Origin of the sequence: Comamonas halotolerans (assembly GCF_030162935.1) — a bacterium.
Lineage (GTDB): Bacteria > Pseudomonadota > Gammaproteobacteria > Burkholderiales > Burkholderiaceae_C > Comamonas > Comamonas halotolerans.
In genome coordinates, this window is record NZ_JASAUZ010000045.1 from 154,198 (window position 1) to 167,569 (window position 13,372).

General features: G+C 57.9%; 13 protein-coding genes. 5 read left to right on the top strand and 8 right to left on the bottom strand.

Annotated features, from left to right (window positions below; translation table 11 throughout):
* Window positions 1–155 precede the first annotated feature (155 nt).
* Window positions 156–965 carry a DUF3108 domain-containing protein gene (locus tag QEP11_RS15065; protein ID WP_284337467.1) on the bottom strand — a complete coding sequence of 270 codons (810 nt, stop codon included), beginning with the start codon at window positions 963–965 and terminating at the stop codon, window positions 156–158.
* A gap of 127 nt (window positions 966–1,092) precedes the next feature.
* Here QEP11_RS15065 and QEP11_RS15070 point away from each other — a divergent pair, with 127 nt between their 5' ends.
* Both QEP11_RS15070 and QEP11_RS15075 read left to right on the top strand, forming a co-directional pair.
* The gene (locus tag QEP11_RS15070) at window positions 1,093–2,118 is read left to right on the top strand and encodes a fumarylacetoacetate hydrolase family protein (protein WP_284337468.1); all 1,026 of its coding nucleotides are present in this window, start codon (window positions 1,093–1,095) and stop codon (window positions 2,116–2,118) included.
* Between the two features lie 148 nt (window positions 2,119–2,266).
* On the top strand, window positions 2,267–2,866 hold the full coding sequence (locus tag QEP11_RS15075) for a cytochrome b (protein ID WP_284337469.1): 600 nt from the start codon (window positions 2,267–2,269) through the stop codon (window positions 2,864–2,866).
* A gap of 35 nt (window positions 2,867–2,901) precedes the next feature.
* On the opposite strand, the gene QEP11_RS15080 is transcribed toward QEP11_RS15075, so the two are convergent.
* The 3 genes from QEP11_RS15080 to QEP11_RS15090 all read right to left on the bottom strand — a co-directional run bounded on the left by QEP11_RS15080 (window position 2,902) and on the right by QEP11_RS15090 (window position 6,831).
* Window positions 2,902–4,002 (bottom strand): DUF3108 domain-containing protein, encoded by a 1,101-nt coding sequence (locus QEP11_RS15080; protein ID WP_284337470.1) that lies wholly within the window; start codon window positions 4,000–4,002, stop codon window positions 2,902–2,904.
* A gap of 9 nt (window positions 4,003–4,011) precedes the next feature.
* Window positions 4,012–5,700 carry an ABC1 kinase family protein gene (locus QEP11_RS15085; RefSeq protein WP_284337471.1) on the bottom strand — a complete coding sequence of 563 codons (1,689 nt, stop codon included), beginning with the start codon at window positions 5,698–5,700 and terminating at the stop codon, window positions 4,012–4,014.
* Between the two features lie 123 nt (window positions 5,701–5,823).
* Window positions 5,824–6,831, bottom strand: a complete 1,008-nt coding sequence (locus QEP11_RS15090) for a zinc-dependent alcohol dehydrogenase family protein (RefSeq protein WP_284337472.1) — start codon at window positions 6,829–6,831, stop codon at window positions 5,824–5,826.
* Window positions 6,832–7,012: 181 nt separating this feature from the next.
* Here QEP11_RS15090 and QEP11_RS15095 point away from each other — a divergent pair, with 181 nt between their 5' ends.
* Window positions 7,013–7,381: a winged helix-turn-helix transcriptional regulator gene (locus QEP11_RS15095; protein ID WP_284337473.1), complete on the top strand. Its 369-nt coding sequence runs from the start codon at window positions 7,013–7,015 to the stop codon at window positions 7,379–7,381.
* Window positions 7,382–7,476: 95 nt separating this feature from the next.
* On the opposite strand, the gene ycaC is transcribed toward QEP11_RS15095, so the two are convergent.
* From ycaC to QEP11_RS15110, 3 genes are all read right to left on the bottom strand, one after another.
* Window positions 7,477–8,115 (bottom strand): isochorismate family cysteine hydrolase YcaC, encoded by a 639-nt coding sequence (gene ycaC / locus QEP11_RS15100; protein ID WP_284337474.1) that lies wholly within the window; start codon window positions 8,113–8,115, stop codon window positions 7,477–7,479.
* Between the two features lie 543 nt (window positions 8,116–8,658).
* On the bottom strand, window positions 8,659–9,582 hold the full coding sequence (locus QEP11_RS15105; protein ID WP_284337475.1) for a LysR family transcriptional regulator: 924 nt from the start codon (window positions 9,580–9,582) through the stop codon (window positions 8,659–8,661).
* An 8-nt stretch (window positions 9,583–9,590) separates the two neighbouring features.
* On the bottom strand, window positions 9,591–11,624 hold the full coding sequence (locus tag QEP11_RS15110) for a molybdopterin-containing oxidoreductase family protein (RefSeq protein WP_284337476.1): 2,034 nt from the start codon (window positions 11,622–11,624) through the stop codon (window positions 9,591–9,593).
* A gap of 215 nt (window positions 11,625–11,839) precedes the next feature.
* On the opposite strand from QEP11_RS15110, the gene QEP11_RS15115 reads away from it, so the two are divergent.
* On the top strand, window positions 11,840–12,094 hold the full coding sequence (locus QEP11_RS15115; RefSeq protein ID WP_284337577.1) for an acyl-CoA-binding protein: 255 nt from the start codon (window positions 11,840–11,842) through the stop codon (window positions 12,092–12,094).
* 141 nt (window positions 12,095–12,235) lie between these two features.
* On the opposite strand, the gene QEP11_RS15120 is transcribed toward QEP11_RS15115, so the two are convergent.
* Window positions 12,236–12,529: a polyhydroxyalkanoic acid system family protein gene (locus QEP11_RS15120; RefSeq protein ID WP_284337477.1), complete on the bottom strand. Its 294-nt coding sequence runs from the start codon at window positions 12,527–12,529 to the stop codon at window positions 12,236–12,238.
* Window positions 12,530–12,646: 117 nt separating this feature from the next.
* On the opposite strand from QEP11_RS15120, the gene QEP11_RS15125 reads away from it, so the two are divergent.
* Window positions 12,647–13,261 carry a hypothetical protein gene (locus QEP11_RS15125; RefSeq protein WP_284337478.1) on the top strand — a complete coding sequence of 205 codons (615 nt, stop codon included), beginning with the start codon at window positions 12,647–12,649 and terminating at the stop codon, window positions 13,259–13,261.
* Window positions 13,262–13,372: the final 111 nt, after the last annotated feature.

Consider the following 13,372-nt stretch of genomic DNA (forward strand, 5'->3'; position numbering starts at 1 on the left):
TGGTCCTCCTTTCTTGACTGTTGTACAGCAATGAATCTGGTGGCTTCCAGATGGGTGTCGAACAGGCAGTTTCAAGGTGCATGAAGGAATTGCTGCATGCAGGCCCAGTATTCCATGAATACGAAAACCGTGCGCGCACGCGCAGTCAGCAAACACTAGGGTTTGCTGTGAGACAGCAGCTTCAAGTCCAGCTCGTCACGCCCATCGTCTTCCAGCATGCGAATGCGTACGGGCAAATACCCCAAACCAGGTGCTAGCCACAATGCCGATTGCACTCCCTCTGCATCATTGTTTTCGGAGTTGTGTTCGAGTTTGATAGCGGCCATGCTGCCTGCGGGCAATTGCAAGGTTTCTGTGCTGCGCACAGTGAATGTCCAGGGAGAAACCCTTTTGCTGCTGGCTGCCTGCACAATGATTTTTGTGCCCTGAGGGTATTGCTGGGGAGCGGCAGCAAGCATACCTGCCACCTGAAAAAACACGCTCATGCGGTCTTGCGTGCCAGCCACGAGTTTCGCAGGATCGCTGCCACGGCTAAAACGTATCTGCCCAGCTTGCGTGTCAAAGCTTGCACTGTATTCCTTGCGGCCCCGATCAATGAATATTTCAGGCTGCAGGCCATGCGTACCTATCGCACCTACGCTGGCCTGACGGCGGCTGCCGACGATCGGAATCTGTACTTCTTGTGCTGCTTCGTAACGTTGGCCTTGTGGCAGCCAGTCAAGCTGGGCCTTGGTTTGATAGGGCAGATTCTTGTATTTGCCCTGCACAGTGAATTGCAGGCGTGCTGCTTCAGGGGCTTTCCAGGCAGGCGTTTTTTGCACAAGCTGCCCTTGGGCGGTACGCACTTCGACAGGGGGCGTGGTGGCTTGTGCGTGTACGCTGGCGGTCACCAGCGTCATGCTGAGTGCCAGACAATGAGACAGGTAGTGTCGCGCCGTGCGAAGCATCAAGAAACGTGATGGCATAGGGGAACCTTAGAATTTATGGCACATACCGTGGGCTGCGCATAGCGGCCCACCCCAATTCTTTCATTTTGGCAGCAGCTTTTGAGGGCTGCTGCCGTATGGCCTTAGCGTCTACAACTCTTAGCTCATGAAACTTGCTACTTACAAAGATGGCTCTCGCGATGGACAACTGATCGTGGTCTCACGCGACCTGCGCCTGGCCCATTACGCCACGGGTATTGCCTCGCGCATGCAGCAAGTGCTGGATGACTGGAGTTTCATGGCTCCTCAGTTGCAAGACCTCTACACCCAGTTGAACGCTGGTCGTGCCGCCCACGCATTTGCGTTCGACCCTACGCAATGCATGGCCCCGCTGCCGCGGAGCTATCAATGGGTGGAGGCCGCAGCCTATCCATCGCACCTGACATTGATTCAGCCTGAAAGCGCATTGAGCCTGACCGAACCCACCATGCGGCAAGGTAGCGGAGACTGCTTTGTGGGAGCCTGTGATGAAGTGGTCATTGGCAGCTCGGCCATGGGCATTGACTTTGGTACGGGTTTGGCAGCCATCACTGCAGAAATCCCCATGGGTGCGACCACAGAGCAGGCGCTTCACGGCATTCGTTTGCTGATGCTGAGCAACACGATCAGCCTGCGCAACTTGATACCCACTTCAGGGGTGTCGGTCTGGAATAATTTGAACAGCTGGCCTGCCGTAGGCTTTAGTCCAGTGGCAGTGACCGTGGATGAGCTGGGAGAGTCATGGCGCGGCGGGAAGGTGCATCTGCCAGTGCATAGCAGCTGGAATGGTCGAAAGGTGGGGATGTGCGATGCGGGAGAGGACATGGCATTTTCCTTTCCGCAATTGCTGGCCCATGTGGCTAAAACGCGCACCATCGGAGCAGGCAGTGTTGTGGGCACTGGTGTGGTGAGCAATGCGGGGGTGCCTGGTGGCAAAGGTAAAGACCGTCGCATGGATTGGCCCAAGGGGTATCACAGCATTGCGGAAAAGCGCGCCTTGGAGTTGCAGCAAAGTGGCGAGGTCAGCACCTCTTACATGCAGTTTGGCGACACGGTCCGCATTGACATGAAAAACAAGGATGGACATAGCATTTTTGGCGCCCTGGAGCACACCATGGTGTCACCTCTGGGTGAGGGCAGCAGCGAGGCATAAGCATTGTTCTTCTTTCATCGCGCTGGCGGAAAGCACCAATAGTTTCTTGGTTGATGTGATTTAACGTGGTGTTGCAGCGTGGCAGGCAGCTTTACCCATGTTATGTTGATGTGGTGAGTAGAGTGATTCCCTTAACAGGAGAGAGCACATGAGCCAATCGTTCAAAAGCAAATCAAGTTCGGCGGCGCTACCGATTCCTGGCAGTGTGTGGCGTGACTCACCACAGCGCTATGGACGAATCAGTCGTTGGTTGCATTGGGGCATGGCACTGTTGTTGGCATGGCAGTTTGCGGGCATGCTGGCCAAAGTCACTTTAGGCCGTGATGCCCCCCTGACTTCCATGTTGTCCGGCGCACATGCCCATGTAGGCTTGCTGCTTTTGGTGCTGATGGTGATGCGAGGGGCGTGGGGACTGGTAAATACAGGGCGCCGCCCTTCCAATGGCGCCGGGCTGGGCGGTGTAGCTGCATGGCTGGGGCATGCCTTGCTCTACGTTTTGATGCTGGTGGTGCCGTTGCTGGCAGCCTTGCGCATGCTGGGCAATGACCGCCCCTTCAGCTGGTTTGGCATCATTCCCCTGAACGATGGCCTGGGCGAGAAGGTCGAATGGATGACGGCTCCAGCCAGTGCAGCCCATGGTTTGCTAGGCTGGATTTTGCTGCTCCTGATCTGCGGCCATGTCCTGATGGTGCTGGTGCACTGTTTGCGCAAAGACGATGTGCCGCAGCGAATGATCGGCCGCGTTTAGCGGCTTTGGGGGCGTAACTGGTGGTGACCAGAGCATCATGATTTGAGCGAAAAATCCATCACATCACCATTGCGCTCTTCAATCCGAATGCGTGCAGGCACAAAGCCTTGTTCAAGGTTGACCCACAACTGCGCATTTTCTGAATCGCCAGCTTGCGCAAGACGCTGCAGGCGCAGCGTGGCCACTGAACCCGCTGGCAGCTCCAGCTGTTCCTGTGCTTGCACCACAAACACCCACATTTGCAGGCGACGTGATCCCAGGGTAGGAATCTCCAGGCGTGTGCCTGGTACGCGCAACTCCGGCATGGCTTTGAGCAGGGCTGCCAGCTGCAGAAAAACGCTCAAGCGGTCTTGGGCTCCAGAGCCGATGGGCGTGGCGGCGCGAGGTGGGTCGAAGGTGGCGTGCTCAGCCAGCCAATCAAAGTGCACCATGCGGCGTTTGGCAAGGCGGCGATCGGAAAACTCTAAAGGTTGCAACCCTTGAGGGGTGATGGAGCCGCTGCTGCGTTGCTCCATCGACCCCAGCAGAAATGCGGAAACCGACTGGCGTGCCTGGTACTGATCGCCTTGTAGCGTCCATTCCAACTCGGCATTGGCGTGGTATTCCATGCCATCCACAAAACCGTGTACCTTGAAGCGCAGCAGCATTTGCCGCTGCAGCGGTGGCGCACCGCCGGGGAAGATGATTGGCACAGCATCTCCCCTGGCATCAAGCGCCTGAAAGCTGGGGCCTGAAGGGGATTTCTCTTGTTGACCCGTCGATTCAGCTTCGGCCTGTGGCGCTAGCGTTGCGAATGGCTCGGCTTCAGGGAGTGATTGGGCTTCCTCTTCTGGTGCAGCGGGATTGTCCTGGACAGTGTGTGATACCGGCACAGGCTCAACGACGTGGCTATTAGCCGCCTGGCGTTTGACGAATTTTTGCTTGGGGGGCATGGTGGGCTGAACGCTGGGCGCCGGAGGCTGTGGCGGTGGCTGCTCCATGCGTGGGGCAGGTGTGACCCAGACCGTATCCATGCGTTGAGTTGCCTCAGCGGTCAAAGACGGCAAGTGTGTGCTCCATTTCCATGGACTAAAGATCGCCGCCCAATGCGCAGCTGCCACAATGACCAGTACAAAAAGAACAGAGCGCTTGCGCATGTCTGGAGCTCAATCCAGTGCTCTTTGTCTGCGCATGGTCATCACCAAGACCGCCAGACTGACCACAGCGCCCAGGCCGCCCAGTACCGGGAAGACCGGAATGCCCAGCAAGCGCACGTCCCAGGCTAGCAATGTGGGGCCAATACCCAGAATGAATGCGCCAGCAACTACAGCCAGAGACAGGCGCGTGGCAGCGCGCTCCAGCGCAGAGGAGACCCGGTGCAGATGGCGCACCTCCATATCGATGCCCACCCGCCCTTGTTTGAGTCGGTACATCAGCAAGCGCAGGGTTTTGGGCACATCAGCCGTCATTTCGTACATCTGCATGGCGGCGGCACGTTGCTCACGCAGCAAGCGCTGTGGCGCATAGCGTGCACGCATCTGTTCTTTCACCAAAGGTTTGGCGGTGCTGATGACATCAAAGTCAGGATCAAGCTGCAGCAGCACCCGATCCGCAGTGATCAGTGCCTTGAACAGCAGCGCCATATCGGCAGGCATTGATATCTGTGACTCACGCGCCAGGTCCATGAACTCCTTGATGGAGTCTCCCAACCGCAAGGGTCCATTGTCGCGGCGTGCGATGTAGCGCTCCACGGCCGATTCCATCAGCGCAATTTCTACGCGAGCATCGCCCGTCCACTCCAGCAACACCATGACCAGTCCGTCCGCATCCCCCTCCACCATGGCCCGCAGCAGCACCAGAAACTGGTCACGCCGATGCGGTGAGAGGTGGCCTACAAGCCCGAAGTCCAGAAAGCCCACGCGGTTGCCGTCCAATGCAAACACATTGCCTGGGTGTGGGTCGGCGTGGAAAAGGCCATCGCGCAGCACCATGTGCAAAAACGCTTGGGCACCGCGCTGTGCAAGCAAACGGCCATTAAAGCTCAGGTCTGCAGCCGCGAGATTGGCTGGTACACCGTCAAGCCAGTCCTGTACCAGCAATTCGGGAGTACTCAAGTCCCAGGCAATGCGCGGGATGACGATCTCGGGCTGCTGCACAAAGGCCTGGGCGACCAGCTCGTTGTTGCGCCCTTCAATGGTGAAATCCAGCTCCTCTTGCAGTGCTTCTCCTACCTGGCGGGCTACATCGGTGGGGCGGTAGCGCTCCAGTTGCGGAAAACGGTCTTCCACCAAAGCTGCAATGTGGCGCAGCAAGCGGGCATCAGCCTCCAGGCCTGCACGAATGCTGGGGCGCTGTACCTTCACGACAACTTCGCGCAAGCTGCCGTCTGCGCACTGGATTTGCGCGCGATAGACCTGCGCGATGGATGCCGCAGCCAGTGGCGTGCTGTCAAAGCGTGTGAAAGCCTGCTCAATGGACATGCCCAGCTGCGCTTCAATATGTGGCTGCATCAGCGCCCATGGCAGCGGCGTGGCCTTGTTGTGCAGCTGTTCCAGTGCCTGCGTCCACTCAGCGGGTAGCAGGTCAGAGCGAGTGGCCAGAATCTGGCCAAGTTTGACGAAAGTTGGGCCCAAGGCTTCTATCGCCATGCGCAGCCGTTCTGGGCGGCTGGCCTGCGCCATGGGGTGAGCGGCGTCCTCATTGGCTGCGCGATGCTCGCCGCTGGTGCGCCACTTGGACCAGCGTGAAAGGCCAAGTGTCTGCACCAGATCGGCCAGACCAAAGCGCAGCAGAGTGCCCACGATTTCCTGCAGGCGGGCACGATCACGAACAGCAACAACAGCGGTATGCAGCATGGCAGAGATTCTCCAGCAGGCTGGAGGCCCAGCCTTTGCTCAGAAGCATAAACGCAGTGCAAGCATAGGCAGGTCAGTCGCGATGCTGATTACGCCGCGGCTTGTGGCGTGTGGGCCCCGCTGTCAGTAGTGCAAGCAAATCTTGCCAAAGTGCTGCCCAGATTGCTGATGCGCAAAAGCCTCAGCAATCTGTGTCAATGGAAAGCTGCGGTCAATCACCGGCTTCCAGTTGAATCCCTCCAAAGCACGCACCATCTCTTGCTGGTGCTCGCGGCTGCCCACGATCAAACCTTTGAGGGTTTGCTGCTTGGTCATGAGTTCTACCGTGGGAATGTGTCCGGCCATTCCTGTCAGCACGCCAATCAGTGCAATGTGTCCGCCCGTGGCACAGGCGCGGATGGACTGGGGCAAGGTATTGGGGCCACCTACCTCCACGACGATGTCAGCACCACGGCCACCGGTGGCTTCCAGCACGGCATTGCCCCATTCAGGAGTGGTCTTGTAGTTGATGACGACATCGGCACCCAAGGTCTTGAGGCGCCCGGCCTTGGCGTCGCTGGAGGTGGTGGCTATGACGCGCGCTCCCATGCTTTTCGCCATTTGCAGAGCGAAGATGGAAACGCCACCAGTGCCCAATACCAGCACAGTGTCTCCGGCCTGGATCTGAGCATCTACCACCAGTGCACGCCAGGCGGTCAGGCCTGCAGTGGTGAGGGTGGACGCTTCTTCGTGGCTATAGCCTTGGGGCGCATGGGTGAACGCGGTGGCAGGCCTGGTAACCATTTCACGTGCATACCCATCACAGCCATCGCCGGGCACGAGCTTGAAATCCGATGGAGCATGGCGGCCCGCCAACCATTGCGGGAAAAAAGTGGAGACCACTGCATCGCCCACGGCGAAGTCTGTCACATCCGCGCCCACGGCGATGACCACGCCAGCACCATCGGACATGGGGATGCGGCCATCGGCAGTGGCATTGAGAGTGGTGGCCACCAGCAAGTCATGGTAGTTGAGTGAGCTTGCGTGCAGTCGCACCTGAATTTCGCCTGCTGCAGGGGCGGCAGGCTCCGGCAGATTGACCGTCTTGATGTTCGTGAGGCCGCCTGGGGCGGCAATCTGCATGGCTTTCATGGCTATCCTTCCAAGAGAGAAACCTAGATGTCTACATCTTGCGCGGATGCATCACCTTTTGCCAGAACCAACATATTTGTGGGGTAGTGTTAAAAATGTAAGTTATGCATGAATGCAGGTCTGGCACTAGTATGCTGCTCTCTGTCGGCGGTCAGACCGTGGCGCAAACTGAAGGCAAATTATGAAACGACTGAACAGCAAGAGTGGCTGCGCCGTGGAGGTGACGCTGTCCGTAATGGGTGGGACCTGGAAGCCCGTCGTCCTGTTCCATCTGCTGCATGGGAAAAAGCGTTTCAGTGAGTTGAATCGCTTGATAGGGGGCATTACTCAGCGCATGCTGACGCTGCAGTTGCGGGAGCTGGAGGAGGCTGGAATTGTGCTGCGAACCGTTCACGCGGAAGTGCCACCGCGTGTGGACTATGAGCTGACCCCGCTGGGGCATAGTCTGCAGCCGGTGCTGGTCGCCATGCGCGATTGGGGCACGGAGTACGCTAGTGGACGCGGACAAGACGAAAGTCTGAGTGAGCAATGCGCTGTGGGCTCTGCGTAAAGCGTGGATTGGTCTCATGCGCACCAACCCGTGCAGGCCGGCAAAAGTGTAAAAACCAGCAGGAGCAATGGCCTGCTGGTTTTACGTCAGATCGTTCAGGCTTGCTTGCCTGCGGCCAGTGACGCGTAGCTGTTCATCAGGTTGCGATAGTCAGGGATATGTTTGCTAAACAGTTCTCCCAGTCCCTGCACGTCGTTGCGCCAGTCGCGGTGCAGCTCGCAGGCAGCACCAAACCAGGTCATCAACTGGGCTCCGGCTTGTTCCATGCGGCTCCATGCGGCTTGCTGGGTCATGGTATTGAAGGTGCCGGAAGCATCGGTGATCACAAACACGTCAAAGCCTTCCGCAATCGCTGACAGCACGGGAAAGGCGACGCACACTTCGGTAACCACTCCGGCAATGATCAACTGCTTCTTGCCTGTGGCTCTCACTGCTTTGACGAAATCTTCGTTATCCCAGGCATTGATCTGCCCAGGGCGTGCAATGTAGGGTGCGTCGGGGAACTGGGCCTTCAGCTCTGGCACCAGAGGGCCGTTGGGGCCATTCTCAAAGCTGGTGGTCAAGATGGTCGGAAGCTTGAAGTACTCGGCCATATCGGCCAGGGCAAGCACATTGTTCTTGAACTTGTCGGGGTCGATGTCACGCACCAGCGAGAGCAGGCCGGTTTGGTGATCGACCAGCAGGACAGCAGCATCGTTCTTGTCAAGACGCACATAAGGCTTGTGTTGAGGCATGGGAATCTCCTTGAGAAGTAGAGTTGGCGAGTAAAAACGCGGGGAAGTAGCCTTGGCGTCAACACGTTGGCGCAGTGGGCTGGCGAAAAAATGGGTTGCGCATGCCACTAAGCGGCTGCTGGCATCAGGCTGAAGCTGGTGGCGTAGACATCGTCAAAAGCTTGTGTCACTTTCTGCAGTGTGTTCATTGCCAAACTGCCCTTTTCTGTCTTGCCGGACAGCAGTTATCCATTCATCCATTGGGCTTCATATTCACAAGCGAGGTTTACGGCTTCTAGCCCGTTTGGAGGTAGAGACCAACGCCGTGGCAGGTGTGGTCAGTCAAAGTGCGCGCCCTTGCCCACTCAATGCGGGTCGGTCGGGCTGTAGGTGCTTTGCTCTGTCTGGCTCATGGTGTACTCCTGTCGGGCTGCACAGCAGCTTGCTGCGCCATAGGTATGTACTTTGACAGTGCAACGATGAGGCGTCCAGGAGTCAATATTTGGTCTCATCGTTCTATTGGAGGAACGATGGATGCAGAACCATTCGGGGATGCGTGCATTTTTATGCAGGCCGTGTCACGAACTCCTGGGCCAGAAAATCGAGCAGCGCACGCACGGCTGGCAGCAGACCTCTGCGGGAGGGAAAGACTGCGTGGACAATGCCGGCGCGGGGATGCCACTGGGGCAGCAATTGGACCAGTCGCCCGGCATCAATATCCGTCTGTACCATTGCAGTGGGCAACATAACGACGCCTGCCCCGTGCAAAGCAGCGCGCCACAGGGCGATGCGGTCATCGGTCACCATGCGTGGCTTGGTCAGAATGCGGGCCTGAGCATTCTCGGGGCCCCAAAGATTCCAGGCAAAGTCTTTGCCGCCCTGCACAGAGCCCAGGCTGGGCCACTCACCCAGATCGGCAATAGTGGGCAGGCCGCCCATGCGGGAGATCAAATCCGGGCTGGCAAGCAGGCACTGGTGACTTTCGCCCAACACCTTGAATACCAGTTCACTGTCGTCCAGGGGTGGAAAGCGCACGCGGATGGCAATGTCCAGGCCTTCCAGGATGACATCTACACGCCGGTTGGTGCTTTCAATGTGCAGTTCCACTTCGGGGCACTGCACCATAAAGCGGCCCAGTGCATCGCCCAGGTGGTAGTCCAGCAGGGCAGGGGGACAGGCCAGGCGCACCACGCCGCGTGGAGCGGTCTGGGTATTGGCAATCAGGGCCTGGGCCGCCTCGGCTTCCACCAGCATGGCCACACAGCGCTGGTAATAGGCTTGGCCAATCTCGGTCACTGCAAAGCGCCGGGTGGAGCGCTGAATGAGCCGTGCGCCCAGCCGTGCTTCCAGCAGCGCAATACGGCGTGACAGCTTGGATTTGGGCTGGTTCAGCGCTCTGCCGGCTGGCGCAAAACCTCCGTGATCCACCACCTGCACAAAGTAGTACAGATCGTTAAAGTCCATCGAAACCGGGAAGTGAAACGGCATGGCGTGATTTAGTGTCGCCGAGCTACCTGGACGGCACAGTCATAGAAGGTGGGCGCACGGCCGATATCGGTCAGATGCTGGTGCGTCAGCTCGTTGACATTGGTGCCGTTGGTGCCGTCCTTGCGCCACCAGATACCAAGACCTACGACAACGCCTGGGCGAGCGCGGCCATTCACCGTGGCATGACAGAGATGTTCGCCACGGTCGTTGAATACGCGCACCAGGTCACCGTTGGCAATGCCGCGGGCAGCCGCGTCGTCGGGGTGTATTTCCAGCTCCGGACGGCCTTCAATGTGGCGCAGTGTTTTGACGTTCACAAAGGTGGAATTCAGAAAATTGCGTGCCGGCGGAGAGATCATGGCCAGCGGGTGCTTTGCACTGGGAATTTCATAGTTGGGAAGGTAATCTGGCAGCGGATTCACACCCAGCGTCTCCAGGGCAGGGCTGACAAACTCGCACTTGCCCGAGGGGGTGGCAAAGCCGCCTTCTGCAAAAGGTGCGTCGGGCAGGTCTTGCTGCGCAAAACCGTGCTGCAGCAGGGCGTTGAAATCGATGGTGCTGCCTTCCAGTGCCTGACGGCACAGGAGTTCGTCGTCGTCCTGAAAATGGGGTGCAGCAAAGGCATCGTTGTAGCGTGCCATATAAGTCGCCAATTCACGAAAGATCTGTGCGTTGCTCTTGGACTGTCCTACGGGTGCAATCGCAGGCTGGTTGAGCAGCACATCGGTGTGGCCGTAGCTGGTATGAATGTCCCAGTGCTCCAGCTGCGTCGTCGCAGGCAACACATAGTCAGCGTAGTCGGCGGTGTCCGTCATGAAGTGTTCGAGGACCACGGTGAACAGGTCTTCGCGTGCAAAGCCTTGCACCACCTTGGCGGACTCGGGGGCCACGGCTACGGGGTTGCTGTTGTAGACCACCAGGGCCTCAATGGGTGCAGCCGTATCGAGCAGCGCATTGCCAATCGTGCTCATATTGATCAGGCGTGGGCGGCGTTCTGCCAGTAGCTGTGGCATGTGCAGGCGCGTGCGATTGGCAGGTGAATGCGAAGACGCCGACAGCAGCAGCCCACCCGCGCGGTGTCGCCAGGCACCCACCAGTGCAGGCAGGCAGGCAATTGCCCGCACGGCATTGCCACCGCCGCGGGTGCGCTGCATGCCGTAGTTCAGGCGAATGGCGGCTGGCCGGGTGTTACCGTACTCGCGTGCAAGCTGGGTGATCTGTTCTACCGGCAGGCCGCAGACCTGGGCAGCACGCTCGGGTGGCCATTCCAGCGCACGTGCCTTGAGCTGCTCCCAGCCCAGGGTGTGCCGGGCAATGTAATCATGATCCAGCCAGTCATGCACGATAAGCTCGTGCATCAAGGCCAGCGCCAGTGCAGCGTCGGTGCCTGGCAGCAGCTGCAGGTGCTCATGGCACTTGTCGGCAGTTTCGGATTTGCGCGGATCAATGCACACCAGTTTGGCGCCATGGCGCTTGGCTTCTTGCGCAATGCGCCAAAAGTGCAGGTTGCTGCCAATCGAATTGCTGCCCCAGATGAGGATCAACTGGCTTTCCGCAAAAAACTGCACATGCATGCCCAGTTTGCCGCCATAGGTGTGCAGCAGGGCTTCGCTGCCCGCGCTGGCACAAATGGTGCGATCCAGCAAGCTCGCTCCCAATTGATGGAAGAAGCGGCGGTCCATGCTTTCGCCCTGCACCAACCCCATGGTGCCTGCGTAGCTGTAGGGCAGGATGGCCTCTGGGTTGCGCTGGGCAATGGTGTGCAGGCGCTGGGCAATATCGCCCAGGGCTTCGTCCCAGCTTACGGGGGCAAACTGCCCGCTGCCCTTGGCCCCGGTTCGCTTGAGTGGCGTGAGGATGCGCTCCGGGTGGTAGCTGCGCTCGGTGTATTTGCTGACCTTGGCGCATAGCACGCCGCCCGTCATGGGGTGGGCAGGATTGCCTTGCACACGGGTGGCAACGCCATCGACCACGGTGGTGACCAGGGCGCAGGTATCAGGACAGTCGTGGGGGCATGCGCCCAGAATTGTTTTATCAGTCATCAAACCAGCCAATTTACTGCCAAGCATCAAGGCTGAGATTTAAGCACGCGAGTGGCCTCAGTCACATCGGTGAGTGCATGTATTTGTAAGCCTGACGGCCAGTATCCATGCAGCTTCATTGGCGAAGGAGAGATAGTTTTCTGGTTTAGAACGATCGTGCTTTTTATGGTTTTTTTCGCTACACTGACCCAATACCAATCACAAGGAGACTGATGATGTCCGATCTCAACGCCACTTTTGAAGAGGCCGTCAAAAATTCCACGACGCTCAGCGAGCGTCCAGACAACGCCACGCTGCTCAAAATCTATGCCTTGTACAAGCAAGCCACCGAAGGTGACAACGAGGCCAAAAAACCCAGCTTTACCGATATGGTGGCCCGTGCGAAATGGGATGCCTGGGAGAAGCTCAAGGACACCACGCAGGACGAAGCCAAGCAGCAGTACATTGAGCTGATCAATTCATTGCGTTAAGCAGCCGCCAGCACAAGCCTGGACGAGCTTGCGCCAAAAAAGGCAGCCATGAGGCTGCTTTTTTTGTGTCCTTGGTCAGGCAAGGTGAGCGGAGGAGTTGGCCACAGGGGCTGGTGGCGTATAGGCAAAATAGCCGCAGCTTCAGTGGGAGGCTACCATGGCGTCAAACTGCGCATTCAGCTTGGCCTCAATCTTTTCCTGGAACATGGCGGCCAAAAAGCCCAGTTGGGCTTCCAGTTTGAGCAGTTGGTCACTGACATGCAACTGCCCTTCCATGCCATTGCCAGCAAAGTGAAGCACATCCAGCTTTTCGCCTTCTTCGTAGCGGCATTGCACGCCAAATTTGGCGCTGGCTTTATCTGCCCAAGTCCGGGCGTGTTGGCGGGCGACAGGCAAGCCCAGCGTGTGCTGGCGTTCAATGAGGATGTGGGACACAGGTGAAATTTCTGAAAACGAGGAATAAGGGCGGAATCATAAAAGTCTGCTTGACTTCAGGCTGGCAAGGGCTGAATACACTTAGGGTTTGGTTATCACTCAGGCAAACGTTGCGCTATGGATTTTTTGACTTGGATTATTGTGGGCTCCATTGCCGTCTATGTGCTGCAAGGTATGGAGCATCGCCGCCGCGTACGCTTGCTCGGGGCTCACCTGGCATCGACCCAAGTGGAGAAGCTCATGGGTGGGCTGATTGAAGGCTATATGCGTGCGCTGGATGAAAAAGATGCTGAACGCAGCAAGCAAGTCTGGGCCATCCTTGAAAATAGCGAGAAAGCGTTGGCAGACCAGCTTCAGCGCCTTTCAGAAACCTTTGCCCAGGAACCTGCACAAGACACGCGCGTCAGCACTTTGCCCTTGGCATTGCCTTACTTTGATCGTTTGCTGCCTTCGCATACGTTCGATATGCGCGAAGCGCTGAAAATGCATGCCCGTGCAGTGCGCGACGCGTGTGCCCCTGATGATGTGGATTTGGCCACGCGCAAGCGGATGGCTTTCACGATGACTGCGGAACTGCTGCTGTTGCAACACACTTGCCACTGGTTCTGCAAAACGCGCACCATTGCTTCCATGCGCCTGATTGCGAGACAGAAGACGCCTTATGAGCAAGTGCTCAAGTCTGTGGCACCGAGCACTTTGAAGGCCTACCAGCGTTTGATTGGCGCAGCGTGACATTGCGGTAACGTGGCGTTTTTGTTGCGTTAATCACCTCAAACTGCTCTTAATCGGAAGACTTCTTTCAAACCCGAGTGCTTTGTCGTATTGACGTGGCGGGCAGCCTGT